Source organism: Pseudacidovorax sp. 1753 (assembly GCF_040544975.1).
Classification (GTDB): Bacteria; Pseudomonadota; Gammaproteobacteria; order Burkholderiales; family Burkholderiaceae_C; genus Xenophilus.
In genome coordinates this window covers 85011-104407 of the sequence record NZ_JBEPKY010000009.1, presented here as the reverse complement: position 1 = coordinate 104407, position 19397 = coordinate 85011, and the positions used below count along the sequence as shown (strand labels likewise).

At 72.1% G+C, this 19397-nt stretch carries 13 protein-coding genes; 7 read left to right on the top strand and 6 right to left on the bottom strand.

Annotated features, from left to right (window positions below):
- Positions 1–9: 9 nt before the first annotated feature.
- The 6 genes from ABIC63_RS12895 (at position 10) to ABIC63_RS12870 (ending at position 11413) form a co-directional block, all read left to right on the top strand.
- Positions 10–420, top strand: a complete 411-nt coding sequence (locus ABIC63_RS12895; RefSeq protein ID WP_017757129.1) for a response regulator — start codon at positions 10–12, stop codon at positions 418–420.
- Between the two features lie 43 nt (positions 421–463).
- Complete coding sequence (locus ABIC63_RS12890) at positions 464–829, top strand: response regulator (RefSeq protein ID WP_294372817.1); 366 nt, start codon at positions 464–466, stop codon at positions 827–829.
- Positions 830–926: 97 nt separating this feature from the next.
- A complete protein-coding gene (locus ABIC63_RS12885) occupies positions 927–1460 on the top strand; it encodes a chemotaxis protein CheW (protein ID WP_294372813.1) in 534 nt (177 codons plus the stop codon).
- Positions 1461–1497: 37 nt separating this feature from the next.
- Positions 1498–3759 carry a methyl-accepting chemotaxis protein gene (locus tag ABIC63_RS12880; RefSeq protein WP_502935869.1) on the top strand — a complete coding sequence of 754 codons (2262 nt, stop codon included), beginning with the start codon at positions 1498–1500 and terminating at the stop codon, positions 3757–3759.
- 270 nt (positions 3760–4029) lie between these two features.
- Complete coding sequence (locus ABIC63_RS12875; protein WP_354320040.1) at positions 4030–9915, top strand: hybrid sensor histidine kinase/response regulator; 5886 nt, start codon at positions 4030–4032, stop codon at positions 9913–9915.
- A gap of 292 nt (positions 9916–10207) precedes the next feature.
- Entirely contained in the window at positions 10208–11413 is a 1206-nt protein-coding gene (locus ABIC63_RS12870) for a urate hydroxylase PuuD (protein WP_354320039.1), read from the top strand.
- A 72-nt stretch (positions 11414–11485) separates the two neighbouring features.
- On the opposite strand, the gene ABIC63_RS12865 is transcribed toward ABIC63_RS12870, so the two are convergent.
- The gene (locus tag ABIC63_RS12865) at positions 11486–12220 is read right to left on the bottom strand and encodes a hypothetical protein (protein ID WP_354320038.1); all 735 of its coding nucleotides are present in this window, start codon (positions 12218–12220) and stop codon (positions 11486–11488) included.
- Positions 12221–12351: 131 nt separating this feature from the next.
- Entirely contained in the window at positions 12352–13740 is a 1389-nt protein-coding gene (locus tag ABIC63_RS12860) for an 8-oxoguanine deaminase (RefSeq protein ID WP_354320037.1), read from the bottom strand.
- Positions 13741–13805: 65 nt separating this feature from the next.
- Here ABIC63_RS12860 and ABIC63_RS12855 point away from each other — a divergent pair, with 65 nt between their 5' ends.
- The gene (locus ABIC63_RS12855; protein WP_354320036.1) at positions 13806–15152 is read left to right on the top strand and encodes a glycerate kinase type-2 family protein; all 1347 of its coding nucleotides are present in this window, start codon (positions 13806–13808) and stop codon (positions 15150–15152) included.
- Positions 15153–15174: 22 nt separating this feature from the next.
- On the opposite strand, the gene ABIC63_RS12850 is transcribed toward ABIC63_RS12855, so the two are convergent.
- The 4 genes from ABIC63_RS12850 to ABIC63_RS12835 all read right to left on the bottom strand — a co-directional run bounded on the left by ABIC63_RS12850 (position 15175) and on the right by ABIC63_RS12835 (position 19389).
- Positions 15175–15969: an EAL domain-containing protein gene (locus tag ABIC63_RS12850; RefSeq protein ID WP_354320035.1), complete on the bottom strand. Its 795-nt coding sequence runs from the start codon at positions 15967–15969 to the stop codon at positions 15175–15177.
- A 193-nt stretch (positions 15970–16162) separates the two neighbouring features.
- Entirely contained in the window at positions 16163–16588 is a 426-nt protein-coding gene (locus ABIC63_RS12845) for an acyl-CoA thioesterase (protein ID WP_294372797.1), read from the bottom strand.
- Positions 16589–16671: 83 nt separating this feature from the next.
- Positions 16672–17685 carry a Bug family tripartite tricarboxylate transporter substrate binding protein gene (locus ABIC63_RS12840; protein WP_354320034.1) on the bottom strand — a complete coding sequence of 338 codons (1014 nt, stop codon included), beginning with the start codon at positions 17683–17685 and terminating at the stop codon, positions 16672–16674.
- Positions 17686–17724: 39 nt separating this feature from the next.
- Entirely contained in the window at positions 17725–19389 is a 1665-nt protein-coding gene (locus ABIC63_RS12835; RefSeq protein WP_354320033.1) for an indolepyruvate oxidoreductase subunit beta family protein, read from the bottom strand.
- Between the last annotated feature and the right edge of the window lie 8 nt (positions 19390–19397).

Sequence of the window (19397 nt, the reverse complement as noted above, 5' to 3'; positions counted from 1 at the left end):
AGGATGGCGATGAGTGCGAACGGATCGGGTTTCAAGGTGCTGGTGATCGACGACAGCAACACGATCCGGCGCAGTGCCGAGATCTTCCTCAAGCAGGGCGGCCACGAGGTGCTGCTGGCCGAGGACGGCTACGACGCGCTTTCGAAGGTGAACGACCACCAGCCGCAGCTGATTTTCTGCGACATCCTGATGCCCCGGCTGGACGGCTACCAGACCTGCGCCATCATCAAGCGCAATGCCCAGTTCAGCCATGTGCCGGTGGTCATGCTTTCCTCGCGCGACGGCGTCTTCGACAAGGCCCGCGGGCGCATGGTGGGCTCGCAGGACTACCTGACCAAACCCTTCACCAAGGACCAGCTGCTGCAGGCCGTGCGGCAGTTCGGCGGCGACGGCACCGCCCCGGCGCCATCCGCGACATGATGGCCTGCGCCGCCCTGCGCGCAGGCACGAGAGAACACCGCCCATGACCATCCGCAGCGTGCTCGTCGTCGACGACTCCCGCACCGAGCTGGTATTCCTGTCGGACCTGCTGCAGCGCAACGGCTTTGCCGTGCGCACCGCCGAGAACGCCGAGGCCGCGATGCGGCACCTGGAGATCGGCCTGCCCGACCTGATCCTGATGGACATCGTCATGCCGGGGCAGAACGGTTTCCAGTTCACCCGCAGCCTGATGCGCGATCCGCGCTTCGCCCAGGTGCCGGTGATCATGTGCAGCAGCAAGGGCCAGGAGACCGACCGTGTGTGGGGCCTGCGCCAGGGGGCGCGCGACTACATCGTCAAACCCGTGCAGGCCGACGAGTTGCTCGCCAAGATCCGCGCGCTGGACTGAGGCGGCCCCATGCGTCCCGCTGGCCCCTCCGCTGCCGACCGTGCTGCCGCCCCGGGCGGGCAGCGGTGGCGCGCACGCATCCGCGTCCGGGTGGCCCATGGCGCAGCGTGAGTCCCTGCGCGCCTTCCAGGCCCGCCTGGCCGAGCGGCTGCAGGCCGCCCAGGCGCGTCCGATGGCGGCACAGTGGCTGGCGGTCCAGGCCGGTGGCCGTGCCTGCCTGCTGCCGCTGCCGCAGGCCGGCGAGATATTTCCGGCCGCGGCGCCGCAGCCCGTTCCCTACGTCAAGCCCTGGTTCCTCGGCGTGGCCAACCTGCGCGGACGGCTGTGCGGCGTGATCCGGCTGGCCCACTGGCTGGCCGACTCGCCCCTGCCCGCCGAGGCGGGCCAGCCGGGCGAGGAGGGGTCGCACCTGGTGGCGCTGGGCGAAGCACTGGGCGTCAACGCCGCGCTGCGGGTCGATGCGCTGGCCGGCCTGCGCAGCGGCAGCGCCTTCACCGGCGTGCTGCATGCCGAGGCGGTGCGCCCGCCCTGGCTGGGCGCCTGCCTGGCCGACGGCGAGGGCCGGGCCTGGCAGGTGCTCGACCTGCAGGCGTTGGCGGCCGATCCCGCCTTCCTGCACATCGCGGCGTGACGATCCGCGCCGCCGTCTCCGTTCCGAAGGACCGACCGTGACCCCGATCGTCGATACGCTCAAGAAGTACCTGCCAGGCCGCGACCCCGGCGTCGCGGACCTGGACCAGCCGGCCACCGTGATCGGCGCCGATTCGCCCGGGCCGGCGCCGGCTGCCGCCGCACGCCGCACCGAGACGCGGCCCGCGGGACTGGAGCCACGGCCGCCGGCCGCCGCGGCGAAGGCCGATGCGCTCCGCCCTGCCGCTGCACCGGCCGCGGCCGGCCGCATGCCCGCCGTGCGCCAGCGCTGGCTCATCGCCCTGCTGGCCCTGCTCGTGCTGATGCTGCTGGCGGCCGCCGGCTGGACGGCCGTGCGCGCGGACCGTGTCTCGCAGCAGCTGGCTTCGGCCGGCCAGGCGCTGATGCAGTCGCAGCGGCTGGCCAAGTCGGTGTCGCAGGCCCTCGTCGGCACGGTGCCCGCCTTCGCCGAGCTGCGCGACAGCACGGACGACCTCACGCGGCGGGTCGCCGGCCTGGCGCGTGGCGACGACGAACTGGGCCTGTCGCCGTTGGGCGCCGCCGATGCCGAGATCCTGGCCCGCATCCAGCCGCTGGCGGCGCGGGCCGAAGCCGGTGCCAAGGTGGTGCTGGGCCAGCAGAAGGTGCTGATCGAGGTGGGCGCGGGCCTGCGCGGCATCGCCCGCCAGTCGGCCGACCAGCTGGACGCCGCACAGACCGTGGCCACCGCCGCCCTGCGCGGCGCCTCGCCGGCCGAGGCGCAGGCGGCGAGCCAGTTGGCGATGCTCACCCAGCGCATCGGCAAGTCGGCCAGCGAATTCCTGACCGTCGAGGGCGTGAGCCCCGACGCGGTGTTCCTGCTCGGCAAGGACATGACCCGCTTCGAGGAGCTGGTGCGTGGCCTGCAGGACGGCAGCGCCTCGCTGGGCCTGTCGCCGTTGCGCGACCCCGCGGCGCGCGAGTCGCTCAACGCCCTCCTGGCCAGCCATCAGCAGAACCAGGCCCAGGCCCGCGCCGTGCTGGAGAACCTGCAGGGCGTGGTGGCCGCGCGCGAGGCGCAGGCGGCCGTGCTGGCCGACAGCGAGCCCCTGCGCCGCGCCCTGGGCGAGCTGCAGACGCGCCTGCAGTCGCGCACCGGCCTGGGCTTCGAGGAACTGGCGCTGCTGGTCCTGCTGTCGCTGGCGGCGCTGGGCCTGGCCGCCGCCATCGGCTGGCTGCAGGTGCGCGAAGGTCGCCAGCGCGCGGCCGCCGCCGAGCGCGATCGCCAGCAGGCCGAGGAGCAGGCCCGCGAATCCAACCGCGTCAACAGCGCCAACCAGAGCGCCATCCTGCGGCTGATGAACGAGCTGCAGACCGTGGCCGAGGGCGACCTCACGCAGCAGGCCACCGTGACCGAGGACATCACCGGCGCCATCGCCGACTCGGTGAACTACACCGTCGAGGAGCTGCGGCTGCTGGTGGGCAACGTGCAGAACACGGCCACCCGCGTGGCCCACACCACGGGCCAAGTCGACCAGACCTCGACCGAGCTGCTGGCCGCCTCGACCGAGCAGCTGCGCGAGATCCGCGAGACCGGCCAGTCGGTGCTGAGCATGGCCGCGCGCATCAACGGCGTGTCGGCGCAGGCGCAGGAGTCGGCCGCGGTGGCGCGCCAGTCGCTGCAGGCGGCGGAATCGGGCCTGTCGGCGGTGCAGAACACCATCGGCGGCATGAACGCGATCCGCGACCAGATCCAGGACACGGCCAAGCGCATCAAGCGGCTGGGCGAGTCCTCGCAGGAGATCGGCGAGATCACCGAGCTGATCTCGGACATCACCGAGCAGACCAACGTGCTGGCCCTGAACGCCGCCATCCAGGCCGCCTCGGCCGGCGAGGCGGGGCGCGGCTTCTCGGTGGTGGCCGAGGAGGTGCAGCGGCTGGCCGAACGCTCGGGCGACGCCACGCGCCAGATCGCCGCGCTGGTCAAGGCGATCCAGACCGACACGCAGGACGCCGTGGGCGCCATGGAGCGCTCCACGCAGGGCGTGGTCGAGGGCGCGCGGCTGTCCGACAACGCGGGCACGGCGCTGTCCGAGATCGACCGCGTGTCGCGCCGCCTGGCCGAGCTGATCGAGGAGATCTCGCAGTCGGCCTCGCGCGAGGCCGAATCGGCCAACGTCGTGGCCGCGAGCATCCAGCACATCTTTGCCGTGACCGAGCAGACCGGCGAAGGCACCCGCGCCACGGCACGGCAGGTGCGCGAGCTCTCGCAGATGGCCGAGGAGCTGCGCCAATCGGTCGCGCGCTTCAAGATCGCGTGATATGGAACACCCCCAGGCTGCGCGCTTCGCGCTTCGCCTCCCCCCTCAAGGGGGCCGGGCCCGTACGGGCCTGGTCCAGTGGACCAGGCCCGACTGGCGAGGGGCTGCGCCACTGGCGCAGCGCGGTCTGCAAGACCTCTCCAGCGGCCCGGCAAAGCCGGTTCCGCGGATGTTCCCGCTTGGCCTGCTCCGCGGCCATTCGAACGGGAAGCCAGTGGCGGTTGCTGGCGCTGGCGCCGCGCGCCAGGTTGGGCTTGCCGGAGTGAACGCATGAACGCACCTCACGCGAGCGGCACATCGGCGATGGACGGCGCCACCACCGACCTCGGCCCCCTGGCCTGGGTGCATGGCGAGGTGCGCAAGTCGCTGGAGAACGCGGCCAAGGCGATGCACCGGCATCAGCTGGGGCGTGCGCCGGGGCAGGCGGGCGACGAGGCCGATCTGCAGGCGGCGGTCCATCACCTGCATCAGGCGGCGGGCGCGCTGCAGCTGGTGGGGCAGGGCGGGGCAGGGCGGCTGGCATCGGGCATGGAATGGGCCGTGCAGCGGCTGCAGCGCGAGCCGGCGCTGCAGACCGATGCCTCGACGGCCGCCATCGAGCGGGCCGGCTTCGCGCTGGCCGACTTCCTGGCCCGCCTCATGGCCGGCCGTCCGGCGCCGGTGCTGGGGCTGTTCCCGCATTACCGCGACATGCTGGAGCTGGCGGGTGCCGACCGCATCCACCCCGCCGACCTGTGGCCCGAGCCGTGGTCCTGGCCCGCACTGCCCCGGCCCGAGGGTGTGCCGCCGCTGGTGCTCGATGCACCGGTGCGCGCCGGGCTCGACCGCGACCTGCTCCAGGTGGTCAAGAGCGGCAATGCCGAGTCGGCCCGCCGCCTGGCCGCGCTGTGCCTGCGCCTGATGGCCGGGCAGCCGCCCGGCACGCCGCCCGCCGGCTTCTGGCTGCTGTCCGGTGCCTTCTTCGAGGCCCTCGGAGCCAGCGTGCTGGTGGCCGATGCGTACGTGCGCCGCACCGCCTCGAGGGTGATGCTGCAGTACGCCGCCCTGGCCCGCGGCACGGCGCCCGTGGCCGACCGGCTGGGGCAGGACCTGCTCTTCTTCTGCGCCCAGGCGCGCGTGCCGGTGCCCCCGCCGGCCCCCCTGCCGCTGCTGACGACCGTGCGCCGCGCCTGGGGCCTGGGCCGCGGCGATCCGGTGGATTACGAGCAGCGCCGCTTCGGCCGCTTCGATCCGGCGGTGCTGGCGCAGGCCCGCCGTCGCGCCGAGGCCGCCAAGGAATGCTGGTCCGCCATCTCCGAGGGCGACCTCAACCGCCTGCGCCCCGCTGCCGACAGCTTCGCGCAGCTGGGCGAATCGCTGATGGCGCTGTACCCGGCCGCCGCGCCGCTGGTGCAGGCCTTCGATCAGGTGCTGGGCGAGGTTATCCACCGCGGCGTGCCGCCGTCGACCGAACTGGCGCTCGAAGTGGCCACCGCGCTGCTGCACATGGAGGCCGCCTTCGACGACCTCGATCCGCAGAACCGCGAACTGGCCGAGCGCATCGTGCAACTGGCCGGCCGCATCGAGCGCGCGCGGCGCGGCGCGCCGTCCGAGCCGCTGGCGCCCTGGATGGAGGCGCTCTACCACCGCGTGAGCGATCGCCAGAGCCTCGGCACCGTGGTCGACGAACTGCGCGCCCACCTGGGCGAGCTGGAGAAATCGCTCGACCAGTTCTTCCGCCGGCCAGGCGACGGCAGCGTGCTGCGCGCCGTGCCGGCCCAGCTCACGCAGATGCGCGGCGTCCTGTCGGTGCTGGGCCTGGACCAGGCTGCGCGCGCCGTGCAGCGCATGCGCGAGGACGTGGAGCAACTGCTGGCCGACGGCGCCGGCCAGGGTGCCATCGCGCCCGGTGCACCGGGCGTCGAGCGCCTGGGCCACAACCTGGGCGCACTCGGCTTCCTGATCGACATGCTGGCCTACCAGCCGGCGCTGGCGCGGCGGCTCTTCGTCTTCGACGAGGCCGCCGGCCGGCTCGATCCCCTCATGGGCCGCCAGGGCGCGCCGGCGCCCGTGGTGCCGCCGCGCGACGAGCTGCCGGCCGAGGTGATCGACAGCGCCCGCGCCGTGGACGCGCAGATCGCCCAGCGCCTGGCCGAGGTGGGCACGCCCGTGGCGCCGGCCCTCGAGGAATTCAGCCGCGCCGCCGAGACCTGGCCGACCGCGTCGCCGCCATCCGTGGCACCCGCCGAGGCGGCATCGCCTCCGGGCATGGACGTGGCCGAGCTGGACGAGGACGACCTGCGCGCCATCTTCCTGGACGAGGCCCGCGAGGTGCTGCAGTCCGCCCGCGCCGCCTTGCGCTCGCTGGCCGAGCCGCCGGGCAGCGACGACGAACTCACGGTGCTGCGCCGGGCCTTCCACACGCTCAAGGGCAGTGCCCGCATGGTGGGGCTGACCGAATTCGGCGACGCCGCCTGGGCCTGCGAGCAGGTGCTCAACACCTGGCTGGCCGAGCAGCGCCGTGCCGACCCGGCGCTGATGTCGGCGACCGAAGTCGCGCTGCCCGGCTTTGCCGCATGGATCGACGCCATCGCCGAGGGCCGCACGCCACCGGCCGGCGCGCCCTGGCTGGCGCCGATGCGCGCGCTGGCTGCGGCTCCCGAGTCCGCAGACCCGGTGCCGCCGGTCCGTGCGACGACGCCCGCGCCCGCGCCCGCGCCCGCGCCGGTATGGGCGCCGCCTGCACCGGCCGAGCCGCCCCCGGCGGCCGAGGCACTGCCCCCCTTGCCGGTCTTCGAGCCCGACTTCGAGGCCACCACGTTGCCGGCCCCGCTGGAGCCGCTGCCGGCGCCCGTGGAAGATCCCGACCTGCTGCCCGAGCTGGATCTGGGCGGCCCGACCCAGCCGGCCGACCTCGACTTCCTGCTGCCCGATCCGCCGCCGCGCCCGCCGATCCCGGCGCCTGCCAGCTTCGGCCACACCCGCATGGAGGCCGAGTTCGCCTTCGACGAGCCGCCTACGCTGCCGGCCCCGATGCGCCGCGAGGAGGACGAGTCCGAGGCCGATGCCGCGCTCGCCGACTTCGAGCGCACCACGCAGGCTGAGCCGGCCGAGGACTCGGTGCCGCTGTCCTCGGACTACGGTGTGGATTTCGAGCTGTCGATGGCGCCGCCCGAGCCCGCGGCCGGCGAGCCGTCGATGGCCGACGACGCAGCCCCCGACCCGGTGCAGGACGACGCAGCGCCGGCCACGCCACCGCCTCAGGAAGCCCCGGCGCCCGTCGCGGGCGACGACGTGCGGCTGGTCGGCGGACTGCGCATTCCGCTGGCGCTCTACAACGTCTACCTGAGCGAGGCCGACGAATGGTCGCGCCAGCTGGTCGAACGGCTGGCGGCCTGGGCCCCCTCGCCGGGCACGCGCCTGCCCGACGAGGCGATTGCCGCGGCGCATTCGCTGGCCGGCAGTTCGGCCACCGTCGGCTTCGCGCTGCTGTCCGAACTCGCGCGGCTGGTGGAGAACGCGCTGCAGCACCTGCAGGGCGAACACCGCGCGGGCGCGGCCCAGGCGGCCGTGCTCGTCGAGGCTGCGCAAGACATCCGCCGGCTGCTGCACCAGTTCGCGGCCGGCTTCGTCAAGGCCCCCAACGCCGGCCTGCCCGAGCGGCTGCGCGCCCTGCTCGAACTGCCCGCCGCCACCCCGGCATCCACGCTGGGACCGGCTTCGGCGCCCGGGCCCGATGTCGCGCTGGAGCCCGAGGACGAACTCGGCGCGGTGCAGGACGCCGTCGACCACGAGCTCTTTCCCATCTTCGAGGAGGAGGCGGCCGAACTGCTGCCCGCCCTCAGCCGGGCGCTGCGCGCCTGGGCCGCGCAGCCGGACGACGGCGACGCCCGCGCACAGGTGCTGCGGGCCCTGCACACCCTCAAGGGCAGCGCCCGGCTGGCGGGGGCGATGCGCCTGGGCCAGCGCGCCCACCAGATGGAATCGGCGCTGGAGCCGCTGGGCCTGGGCGACACCGTGCGCGAAGCGCTGGAGCAGGCCCTGGGCCGGCTGGACGTGCTGCAGGCCGATTTCGACCAGCTCCGCGCCGCCGATTCGGCCGACGAGGCGCGGCGCCAGCAACTGGCGGCCGATTCCGTCGCGGCCGAGCACAGCGCGCCGGCGCTGCGCATCCAGACCGGCGATGCCTCCGCGCCGCTGGCGTCGGCCGCCGGCGGCATGCCGGACGAGGTGCCGCGTCCCGCCGGCCTCGACGCCGCGCTCGCGGCTGCCCAGCCCGCCGCAGCGCTGGCCGCCGCCCCGGGGGCCGGGGCGGTGGTGCGCATCCGCGCCCAACTGCTCGACAGGTTGATGGCCGAGGCCGGCGAGGTGACCATCACCCGTGGCCGTGTCGAGGCCTCGGTCGAGCAACTGCGCGGCGCCCTGGGCGAACTCACCGGCAACCTGCAGCGCCTGCGCCAGCAGCTGCGCGACCTGGAGGTGCAGGCCGAAAGCCAGATGCAGTCGCGCCAGATGCAGTCGCGCGATGCGCAGGGCTTCGACCCGCTGGAGTTCGACCGCTTCACCCGGGTGCAGGAGCTGACGCGCATGATGGCCGAGTCGGTGGACGACGTCGCCGCCGTGCACCGTACGCTGCAGCGCACCGTGCAGGTGGCCGAGGACGGCCTGCAGACCCAGGCGCGCCAGACGCGCGAGCTGCAGCGCTCGCTGCTGCGCACGCGCATGGTGGCCTTCGACAACCTGGCCGAGCGGCTGTACCGCGTGGTGCGCCAGGCGTCCAAGGAAACGGGCAAACCGGTGCACCTCGACCTGCTCGGCGGCGAGGTGGAGATGGACCGCGGCGTGCTCGACCGCATCGCGCCGGCCTTCGAGCATCTGCTGCGCAATGCCGTGGTCCATGGCATCGAGCCGCCCGCGGAGCGCGAGCGCGCCGGCAAGCCGGCCACCGGGCAACTGCGCGTGGAGATGCGCCAGGACGGCAACGACATCGCCATCCGCTTCGCCGACGACGGCGGTGGCCTGCGGGCCGAGCGCATCCGCGACCGCGCCGAGGCACAGGGGCTGATCGAGCCCGGCGCGGCGCTGGACGAGCGGGCACTGGCCGAGCTGGTCTTCCGTCCCGGCTTCACCACCGCGACCGAGGTCTCGGAACTGGCCGGGCGCGGCATCGGCATGGACGTGGTGCGCGCCGAGGTGACGGCCCTGGGCGGCCGCATCGAGACCCGCAGCACGGCGGGGCAGGGCACCGAGTTCCGCCTGGTGCTGCCGCTGACGACGGCCGTCACGCAGGTGGTGATGCTGCGCGCGGGCGGGTTGACCTTCGGCGTGCCCGCCAGCCTGGTCGAGCTGGTGCAACGCGCCGGCGCCACCGAGCTGGCCCAGGCCTATGCCGAGGCGCACAGCGGCTACGGCGGGGAGCGCCTGCCCTTCTACTGGGCGGGTGCGCTGCTGCAGGCCTCCGACGCCAGCGAGCAGCCACCCGGCCGCGCCAACACCCTGGTGGTGGTGCGCAGCGCCGCCCAGCGCGTGCTGCTGCATGTGGACGAGGTGCTCGGCAGCCAGGAAGTGGTGGTCAAGAACCTGGGGCCGCAGCTCGCGCGCGTGCCGGGCCTGGTGGGCATCACCGTGCTCGCCTCCGGCGCCGTGGTGATGATCCACAACCCGGTGGTGCTCGGCACGTTGCACGGCGGGCAGGCGCGGCGGCGCCAGCGCCTGGCCGCGGACCTGCCCGCGCCCGATGCCGCCGGCCAGCCGGGCCGCACGGCGGCCCAGGTACCGCTCGTGATGGTGGTGGACGACTCCATCACCGTGCGCCGCGTGACGCAGCGCCTGCTGCAGCGCGAAGGCTGGCGGGTGGCGCTGGCCGCCGACGGCCTGCAGGCGCTGGAACTGCTGCAGGGCGAGCGGCCCGCGCTGGTGCTGTCGGACATCGAGATGCCGCGCATGGACGGCTTCGACCTGGTGCGCAACATCCGCGCCGACACGCAACTGGCCGACCTGCCGGTGGTCATGATCACCTCGCGCATCGCGGGCAAGCACCGCGAGCATGCGCAGGCGCTGGGCGTGGACCACTACCTCGGCAAGCCCTACGGCGAGGACGAGCTGCTGGCGCTGGTGCGCCGTTATGCCGCGCCGGTTGCGCCGGCCGAAGCGGCCCTGGCGGACGCGGCAGGCTGAGGCGGCACGCCCGCCCTGGCGGGTCGTGCCGCGTTCGTCCGCCACGTCGGTGGGCCGCTCCGGCGGCATGCTTATTGCAGCCAGCCGTGGCATGTCAGTGATAACCCTTGGCGGCCCGCGCGCGAGCCGCGCCCGGACCGGCAAACTGTATACACTCGCGTCCACAACAAAACCGCCGCAGCGGAGCGATGAGGCGCATCGGCCCCCCGATGCCAAGCGTTCGCGGCACCTTCTGCTTACAGCGCCCGCGGTGGTGAGCAGGACAGAACTCTCATCACCTCAGGGTTGAGCGATGGAAAGCTACTACCTCGACTGGGCCAACCTGCTGCTGCGCTGGCTCCACGTCATCACCGCGATCGCCTGGATCGGTGCCTCCTTCTACTTCGTGATGCTGGACAACAGCCTCGAGAAGCCCAAGGACGCCGAATCGCTCGACAAGGGTGTCGGCGGCGAGCAATGGGCCGTGCACGGCGGCGGCTTCTACAACATGCAGAAGTACGCGGTGGCGCCGCGCAAGATTCCGGAGCACCTGCACTGGTCCTTCTGGGAAAGCTACTCCACCTGGCTGAGCGGCTTCGCGCTCTTCACGGTGTCGTACCTGTGGAACGCCAGCACCTACCTCATCGACAAGAGCAAGATGGACTGGCAGCCCGGCGCCGCCATCGCCGTCGCGCTCGCCTTCTTCGTCGTGTTCTGGATGGTGTACGACGGCATCTGCCAGATCTTCGGGCGACGCAAGAACGGCGACACCATCGTCGGCGTGCTGATCGCGCTCTTCATCGCCTTCGCGGCCTGGCTGGCCTGCCACTGGTTCGCCGGACGCGCCGCCTTCCTTCTGGTGGGCGCCATGATGGCCACGACCATGAGCGCCAACGTGTTCTTCTGGATCATCCCGGGCCAGCGCAAGAGCGTGGCGGCCCTGCGCGAGGGCAAGCCGGTGGACCCAATCCACGGCCAGCGCGGCAAGCAGCGCAGCGTGCACAACACCTACTTCACGCTGCCGGTGCTGTTCGCGATGCTGTCCAACCACTACAGCTTCACCTACACGCATCCGCAGAACTGGATCGTGCTGCTGCTGATCATGCTGGGCGGCGCCGCCATCCGCCAGTTCTTCGTGGTGCGCCATCGCTGGAAGCTGGGCAACGCGAAGAACCCACTGCCCTACGCCATGCTCGGTGTCGCCGTGCTGGGCCTGACCATCGTCTGGATGAAGCCCGAGCCCGTGGCGCCGCAACCCGCCGCCGCACAGGCCGCGCCCGTGGCCTATGCCGAGGTGCAGAAGGTGCTGGAGCAGCGCTGCTACCTGTGCCACGGCGCCGCCGTGCAGATGAAGAACGTGCGGCTCGACTCGCCCGAGCAGGTGGCCGCGCATGCGCAGGCCGTCTACCAGCAGGTGGTGGTGACGAAGATCATGCCGATGAACAACGCCACCGGTATCACCGAGGCCGAGCGGGCGCTGATCGGGCGCTGGTTCCAGGGCGGGGCGAAGACGCAATGAAGTCGGGCGCAAAGCAAACGCTCATGAAGGGCGCAGGGGCGCTCTTCAAAGGGGCATCCGCTGGTTGTCGCTTCAGTTCCTAGCAGTATTTGATGCGCGTTTGAGGTCGCGTGATACGGATTGGGCCAGGTTCCTGGCGGCATCTTCAAGTGACTGCGCGCTGGCCTTCGGGTCTGCCATCAACGCACCGAAGTTTGGGTACGTGTTCTTGGCTTCCGTCGACCGCCACCCCTCTGCAGTCGGGCTCCATCCGACTGCGTGAAAGCCGCGGTACATCGGATTCTTCTTGTCATCGCCGAGCAGTGTGGCAGGTGCGGTGATGGTTGGTAGGTACAACGTACTGCCCTGGGGGGAAACAAAGCCCTCTATGGTCGGCGACACCACGAGAACCGCGTCAGCGGTGCTTTGAATGTCTTCAAACTTTAGGCTGTACCTGTTATCCGCTTCTTTCCACGGGGCATCTTGTTCTTGTGCAATAAAGCCCTGAGCATTAAGTTCCTTCACCAACTCGGCCACCAGGACGTTGTTGATGGCGATGCCTTGCTCCCGGTAGGCCTTTGACAGTGTCTCCTGCTTGTTGTTTTGATCAGCGGCGGCGATCAATCCGCCAATCAGTCCAAATGCCATCCCGGGATGGCCGATATTGAGGACGGTATACGTCTTCGGTTCCGGGACGCGGACAACTGAAATTGTCTTGATCTTTGCCAACTTTTCTTGTGCTATCTCAACCCGTGGCACGGGGCTCGCACAACCGACCAGAAAAATCGTGGCACACGTCAAAACTGCAGCAACGCTCTTTCGAAACATATCTCTTCTCCTCAATCTTGTTGCACCTCTATTGTTCAGCCTTTTCGCGGAATGGCGGAAGAGACGAATATAAAAAAGCCACCGATAAGCAATTTCTACCGATTCAAGAGCTACGACTCATGACCCCAGCGCTACGGCATGGTGCGCGCCAGCTCAAACGCAAGCCGGTTGTGCCGCTCCACCAGCGGTTGCAATTCCACCGTCGCCAGCTGGCCTTCGCGCACCACCACCCGCCCGTTGACCACCGTGTACGCCGCCTGCGGGCTGGCGCACAGCAGCAGGCTGGCCACGGGGTCGTGCACGGCGCCACCGGCGAAGCCCAGGGTGCGCAGGTCGAACAGGGCCAGGTCGGCGCACATGCCCGGCGCCAGGTGGCCGATGTCGGCGCGGCCGAGCACCTGGGCGCCGCCGCGGGTGGCCATGGCCAGCGCGTCGCGGGCGGTCATCTCGGCCGGGCCGTGGTCGCAGCCGAAGGCATCGAGCGAGCGGCGCACCCGCGCCAGCAGCAGCGCCTGCCGCGCCTCGCCGACCATGTGCGCGCCGTCGTTGCTGGCGCTGCCGTCCACGCCCAGGCCCACGGGCACGCCAGCGTCGAGCATGCGGCGGATGGGCGCCAGGCCCGAGGCCAGGCGCATGTTGCTGCAAGGGCAGTGGGCCACGCCGGTGCGGCTGCGCGCGAACAGGCCGATGCCGGCTTCGTCCAGCTTGACGCAGTGGGCATGCCAGACGTCGTCGCCCAGCCAGCCCAGTTCCTGCGCGTATTCGGCCGGCGTGCAGTTGAACTTCTCGCGGGTGAAGGCGATGTCGTGGTCGTTCTCGGCCAGGTGGGTGTGCAGGCGCACGCCATGCTGGCGGGCCAGGGCCGCGGCATCGCGCATCAGCTCGCGGCTGACCGAGAAGGGCGAGCAGGGCGCCACCGCCACGTTGACCATGGCGCCGTGGCTGCGGTCGTGCCAGGTGGTGATCAGGCGCTCGGTGTCGCGCAGGATGGCCTCCTCGTCCTCCACCACGCGGTCGGGCGGCAGGCCGCCCTTCGACTGGCCCAGGCTCATGGCCCCGCGCGACGCGACGAAGCGCATGCCGATGGCCTGCGCGGCCTCGATGCTGTCCTCCAGCCGCACGCCGTTGGGATAGATGTAGAGATGGTCGCTGCTGGTGGTGCAGCCCGACATCAGCAGCTCGGCCATGGCCACCTGCGTGGAGACGTTCACCATCTCGGGCGTGAGCCCGGCCCAGATCGGGTAGAGCCCGCGCAGCCAGCCGAAGAGTTCCGCGTCCTGCGTCGCCGGTATGGCGCGCGTCAGCGACTGGTACATATGGTGATGGGTGTTGACCAGCCCCGGCATGACCAGATGGCCGCGGGCATCGATCACCTCGTCGGCCTGCTGCGGCAGGTCGGCCGCGGGGCCGATGGCCTCGATGCGGTGGCCGCGCACCAGCACCGAGGCATCGCGCAGCTCGGTGCGCGCGTCGTCGAAGGTCGCCACGCAGCTCGCGTGGCGGATCAGCAGTGTTTTCATCGGTACAGTCCTCTCGCGCATTCAAAGACCTCGGCGGCTTTGCCGGATCCCTGGAGACAAAGAACATGATCGCATCCGACACCGCGTCCGCTTCCCTTCCTGATCCGAAGCAGCAGCCGCGCGCCTTCCTCGAACACCTCTACCGTGTCGCCGTGCACCAGGCGCTGCCCCTCGCGCGCATGGGCCAGTACCTGCCCCCGCCGCCGCGCGGCCGCACGCTGGTGCTGGGCGCCGGCAAGGCCGGGGGCTCCATGGTGCAGGCGCTGGAGGCCCTCTGGCCGCAGGACGCCCCGCTGTCGGGCCTGGTGGCCACGCGCTATGGCCACATCCCGCCGCGGCCGGCGGGCGTGCCGTCGCGCATCGAGCTGGTGGAGGCCGCGCACCCCGTGCCCGACGCCGCCGGCCTGCGCGCCGCCGAGCGCATGCTCGCCCTCACGCATGGCCTCACGGCCGACGACCTGGTGCTGTGCCTGATCTCCGGCGGCGGCTCGGCGCTGCTGACGCTTCCGGCCGAGGGGCTGACGCTGGAGGACAAGCAGCGCATCAACCGCCAGCTGCTCGAATCGGGCGCGCACATCGGCGAGATGAACTGCGTGCGCAAGCACCTCTCGCGCATCAAGGGTGGCCGGCTGGCCGCGGCCTGCGCGCCGGCCCGGGTGGTCACGCTCACCATCAGCGACGTGCCCGGCGACGACCCGGCCGTCATCGCCAGCGGCCCCACGGTGCCCGACGGCAGCACCTGCGCAGACGCCCTCGCCATCCTGCAGCGCTACGGCATCGAGTTGCCGGCCCGCGTCATGGAAGGCCTGCGCGGCGGCTGCCTCGAAACCCCCAAGCCGGCCGATGCCGCGTTTGCCGGCCATGCGGTGCACCTGATCGCGACGCCGCGGCAGTCGCTGGAGGCGGCCGCGCTGGCGGCCCGCGCGGCGGGCATCGACGCCCATGTGCTGGGTGACGACATGGAAGGCGAGTCGCGCGAGGTCGGCAAGGTGCACGCCGCCCTGGCCCGCGCGGTGGCGCGCCACGGCACGCCCTTCGCGCGGCCCTGCGTGATCCTGTCTGGCGGCGAGACCACGGTGACCGTGCGCCAGCGCCCGCCCGGCACCGCCAAGGGGCGGGGCGGACGCGCGGGCGAGTTCTGCATGGGCCTGGCCGGCGCGCTGATGGGGGAGCCCGGCGTGTGGGCGCTTGCCGCCGACACCGACGGCATCGACGGCGTGGAGGACAACGCCGGCGCCTTCGTCGGACCCGATACGCTGGCCCGCGCGGCGCAACGCGGCCTCAAGCTGTCGGACCACCTGGACCGCAACGACGCCTATGGCTTCTTCGATGCACTCGGCGACCTGCTGGTGACCGGGCCCACGCACACCAACGTCAACGACTTCCGCGCGCTGCTGGTGATGCCGGACTGAGGCGGGGCCGCCCGGCGCCGGTTCAGCCGAAGATCTCGGCCTTCGGCGCCAGGGACTCGAAGCGCGGCCGGGCGAACAGGTAGCCCTGCATCAGCCGCACGCCCTCGTGCAGGAAGAAGTCGCGCTCGCCGGCCGTCTCGACCCCCTCGGCGACCACCGTGATGGCCAGCTCCTCGCACATGCGCAGGATGCCGCGGGTGATGGCCTGGCGCGCGCGGCTGGTGTCGACGTTGCGCACCAGGGCCATGTCCAGCTTGACGACATCGGGCTGGAAGTCGGCCAGCAGCGTCAGGCCCGCGTAGCCGGCGCCGAAGTCGTCGATGGCCGTCAGGAAGCCGCAGCGCTGGTACTCGGTGAGGATGGAGGCGAGCCAGGGCCCGTCGCTGACCCGCTCGCCTTCGGTCACCTCGAACACGATGCGGTCGCGCGGAAAGCTGTACTTGTCGGCTGCCTCGAGCGTGGTGCGGATGCAGATCTCCGGCCGGTACACCGCCTGCGGCAGGAAGTTGATCGACAGGCGCGTGTCTATGCCGAGCGCGGCGGCGATGCGGATCGCGTTGACGCGGCAGGCCTGGTCGAAACGGTAGCGGTTGTCGGCATTGACCTGGTCGAGCACCGTCATGGCGCCTTCGCCGTCCGGCCCGCGCACCAGCGCCTCGTGCGCCCAGATCTCGCCAGCCTGGAGGTCCAGGATCGGCTGGTAGGCGAAGCTGAAGGGAAAGAGCGGCACCTCGCCTTCGCGGCAGCCCTTGCAGCGCCCGCTGGCGGCGGATGGCGAGCCCCCAGGGGCCGGTTGCAGGGCGATGGTGTGGATCATGGACGGACGTAGGGGCAGGAGGGACGGCGCGGCCCCGGCCCCCGCGGCCCCGGACGGGCGGGCCGTCTGCGTCGAGGCGCTGCGCTCGGCCGACGTCACGAGCCGCCGGATGTTCCCTTGCGGCTGCCCATCCGCGTGTAGGCGCGTGTGCCGCGCTGTTGAGGTCTCCCGCGCCGGGGCGCAGGGCGCCGGCTCACTCGCACAAGGCGCGGATCTCGGGCGGAATGGGAAGCGCGCGCAGCCGCCCGTCGGGCCGTTTGCCGCCGAAGATGCGCACTTCCTCGCATTCGAGGATCAGCGTCTCGCCCTCGGGGTCGTCGCGGGTCACGCGGTAGGCCTGCACGAAGCTCTTCTCGCGCCACTCGCGGACCTGCACGGCGAAGTGGAGCGTGTCGCCATAGCTGGCGGTGCTGACGAAGCGGGCCTGGGTGTCCACCAGCGGCGTGCCGACGACGCCGAGGGTGCGTGTCGTCTCTTCCCAGCGCGGCACGCCGCAGCCGGCAAAGAAATGGCGCGAGGCGGCGTCGATCCAGCCGAAGAAGTTGGGAAACCAGACGATGCCGGCAGGGTCGCAGTCGCCGAATTCGACGCGGGCGGTGTAGGTGATGGTCTTGGACATGGCGGCAGGTTAACGGCGGCGCGACCGGGGAGCCTCCTCGCCCGTCGCCGAGGGCAGAGGGGCTCATGCGGGCGGGGCGGGCCTCAATCGGCCTTGATGCCCCGCTCCTTGATGATGGCCCCGAAGCGCGTTGAATCGGCCATCGCGCGGTCGTGGAAGGCGGCCGGCGTGCCGGGCGCCGCTTCGCCGCCGAGTTGCTGGATGCGTTCCTTCACCATCGGCAGCCCCAGCACCTTGTTGATCTCGGTGTTGAGCCGCGCGATCACCGGCGCGGGCGTGCCGGCCGGCGCGTAGAAGCCGAACACGGTGTCGGCGTCGAAGCCTTTCAGGCCGGCCTCGGCCAGCGTGGGCACATCGGGAAAGAGCGGCGAGCGCTGCGGGCTGCCCACCGCCAGCAGACGCAGCTTGCCGGCCTTGACCTGCTGCAGCGCGATGCCCGGGTCGAAGTAGTAGTCGATCTGGCCGGCCAGCAGGTCCTGCAGCGCGGGCGCCGCGCCGCGGTAGGGCACATGGGTGGCGAAGGTGCCGGTCTGCGACTTGAACATCTCGCCCGCCAGATGGGGTGAGCTGCCCACGCCGGGCGAGCCGTAGGAGAGCTTGCCCGGCCGGGCCTTGAGGTAGGCGATGAACTCCTGGATGTTCTTGGGCGGCAGCTCGGGCCGGATCACCAGGTAGACCAGCACGCGCGCGGCGGCGGCCACCGGCACCAGGTCCTTGGCGGGATCGAAGGGCATCTTCTCGTACAGGTGCGGATTCACCGACACCATGCCGCCGGAGCTCATCAGCAGCGTGTAGCCGTCGGCCGGGGCGCGGGCCACCACCTCGCCGCCGATGTTGCCGTTGGCGCCACCGCGGTTCTCGACCACGACCGGCTGGCCCAGCGCCTCCGACAGGGGCTGGCCCACGAGCCGCGCCAACTGATCGGCCGCGCCGCCGGGCGGGAAGTTGACCACGACGCGGATCGGCTTGGTCGGCCAGGCCTGGGCATGGGCAGCCAGCGGTGCCGCCAGGGTGGCGGCCACGCACGCGGCACCGGCCAGGGTCAGCGCCAGGCGGCGGCGCCGGTTGCGGATGGCGGGGTGGGGATGAGAGGTCATCGCTTGTCTCCTTCTTGGTCTATTGGGGGTCTCGGTGTCTCAGGCGCCCTGGCCCTGCGAGCGGGGCGGCCGGCGCATCCAGCGGATGGGCTGCTCGGCCACCGGGCGCGGCGGCGCGCCGTGCGCCCGCAGGGTGGCGTCGAGGGCGGTGCCGGCCTCGTCGGCCAGCGCGGCCTCGCGGGCCGCGGCAATGGCCTGCGCGCGCTCGGCCGGCGTGCGGCCTGGGCTGCGGGCCAGGTGGTCGACGATGTGCAGCAGGTTGGCCTTGCCGCGCTCGTTGGTGCTGCCGTAGCCCTTGATCAGGCGGCCGCACAGCGCGAGTTCGTGGCCGAGGGCCCAGTCCTCGCGCGCGCCGGCCTGGACGGCGGCCAGCCAGTGCTCGATCAGCCTTTGCTCCTCGGCGAAGCGGCTGCCGATGGGCCGCAGCCGGCGCAGGCTGGCGAGCAGCCGCAGCGCGGCCATGCCCATGACCGAGTGGCTGCCCACCTTCAGCGGCAGGGCCCACGGCGACTGGCCGCGGCGCTGGCGGGCGCGGTCCCAGTCCTGCAGCCGGCGGGCGAGGGCGGGCGGGAGCAGGGCGGCGAATTCCGGCACGCCGGGCTTGAAGTGGTCGTAGACGCGCAGCAGGTCGGCCTCGCCGGCCTTGACCTCCATGCGCACCCGTTCGGCGCGGCTGGCGCGGGCCTTGAGCGCGGCCACGCGCACGATGTCGTCGAAGGCCATCCACAGGGCCAGCCAGCGGGCCATCTCGCGGGTGATGGCCCAGCCGTGCGCGCCCGCGGGGGCGGACGCGCGTTCGGCATCGAGCACGCGCGCCAGGCGGTCCGTGTAGCGACTTGCGTAGGCCCCGTCCTGGTACTCCAGCGTGCGCGCATGGCCCAGGGCCATCATCTCGTGCACGGCGGGCGGAAAGCGGCTGGCCAGGTCGGCGGGCAGCGTCGGGGCCGGCGTGGCTTCCACCTTCGGGTCCTTCAGCAGCGCATCGACGAAGGCCGCCTGCTGCCGCGGTGCATTCACCGCCTCGTAGGCCCGGGCAAAGCCGCGCAGGCTGGCCGCCGCGGTGGCGCCCGGCGCCTTGCCCGAGGCCGGATCGTGGATCGCCGCCTCGAAGGCCGCGCGCGGCCAGGGCAGCACGCCGCTGCCGGCGATGGCGCCGTACATGATGCTGCTGATGACGGTGCCGCATTCGCGGGCCATCGCCGCCATGTCCAGCACCTGGTGCGCGCGGCTGAAGCGGCGCACCACCTCCAGCAGCTGCGCCGCATCGGCCCGGCCGTCGCCCAGCGCCATGCGCTCGGCCGTGGTCAGGCTGCGGCTGGAGGAGGTGATGACCTGGGTGCGCGTTGGGTCGGCCATGCCATTGGCGATCTGGCGCGTGGTCTCCAGCAACTCGGAGGAGACGATCACGTCCAGCGCGCCCGGGGCTGGCACCAGGCTGAACACCGGCTGGCGCCCTTGCAGCTGCGCCAGCGGCACCGGGAAGACCTCGACGTAGTAGGTGGTGGCGCCGGTGCGCTGGGCCACGCCGGGCACCGAGGTGCTCTGCGCCGCGTAACCCGCATGGCGGGCGGCCTCGATCAGCCATTCGGTGAGCACGCCGCCGCCTTCGCCGCCCAGGGCGCACAGGAGCAGGGTGAGGGGGCGTTGATTCGCGGACGCGATGGGATTCATGGTGTGGAAGCGGGGATGGAGCGAAGCGGGCATGGGTTGCT

Bases quoted from the DNA above. Each gene is read 5' to 3' on its own strand.
- ABIC63_RS12865 (WP_354320038.1), bottom strand. From the start codon at position 12,220: ATGTTTCGAAAGAGCGTTGCTGCAGTTTTGACGTGTGCCACGATTTTT.
- ABIC63_RS12845 (WP_294372797.1), bottom strand. From the start codon at position 16,588: ATGTCCAAGACCATCACCTACACCGCCCGCGTCGAATTCGGCGACTGC.
- ABIC63_RS12885 (WP_294372813.1), top strand. From the start codon at position 927: ATGGCGCAGCGTGAGTCCCTGCGCGCCTTCCAGGCCCGCCTGGCCGAG.
- ABIC63_RS12875 (WP_354320040.1), top strand. From the start codon at position 4,030: ATGAACGCACCTCACGCGAGCGGCACATCGGCGATGGACGGCGCCACC.
- ABIC63_RS12835 (WP_354320033.1), bottom strand. From the start codon at position 19,389: ATGCCCGCTTCGCTCCATCCCCGCTTCCACACCATGAATCCCATCGCG.
- ABIC63_RS12890 (WP_294372817.1), top strand. From the start codon at position 464: ATGACCATCCGCAGCGTGCTCGTCGTCGACGACTCCCGCACCGAGCTG.
- ABIC63_RS12850 (WP_354320035.1), bottom strand. From the start codon at position 15,969: ATGATCCACACCATCGCCCTGCAACCGGCCCCTGGGGGCTCGCCATCC.
- ABIC63_RS12860 (WP_354320037.1), bottom strand. From the start codon at position 13,740: ATGAAAACACTGCTGATCCGCCACGCGAGCTGCGTGGCGACCTTCGAC.
- ABIC63_RS12870 (WP_354320039.1), top strand. From the start codon at position 10,208: ATGGAAAGCTACTACCTCGACTGGGCCAACCTGCTGCTGCGCTGGCTC.
- ABIC63_RS12895 (WP_017757129.1), top strand. From the start codon at position 10: ATGAGTGCGAACGGATCGGGTTTCAAGGTGCTGGTGATCGACGACAGC.
- ABIC63_RS12840 (WP_354320034.1), bottom strand. From the start codon at position 17,685: ATGACCTCTCATCCCCACCCCGCCATCCGCAACCGGCGCCGCCGCCTG.
- ABIC63_RS12855 (WP_354320036.1), top strand. From the start codon at position 13,806: ATGATCGCATCCGACACCGCGTCCGCTTCCCTTCCTGATCCGAAGCAG.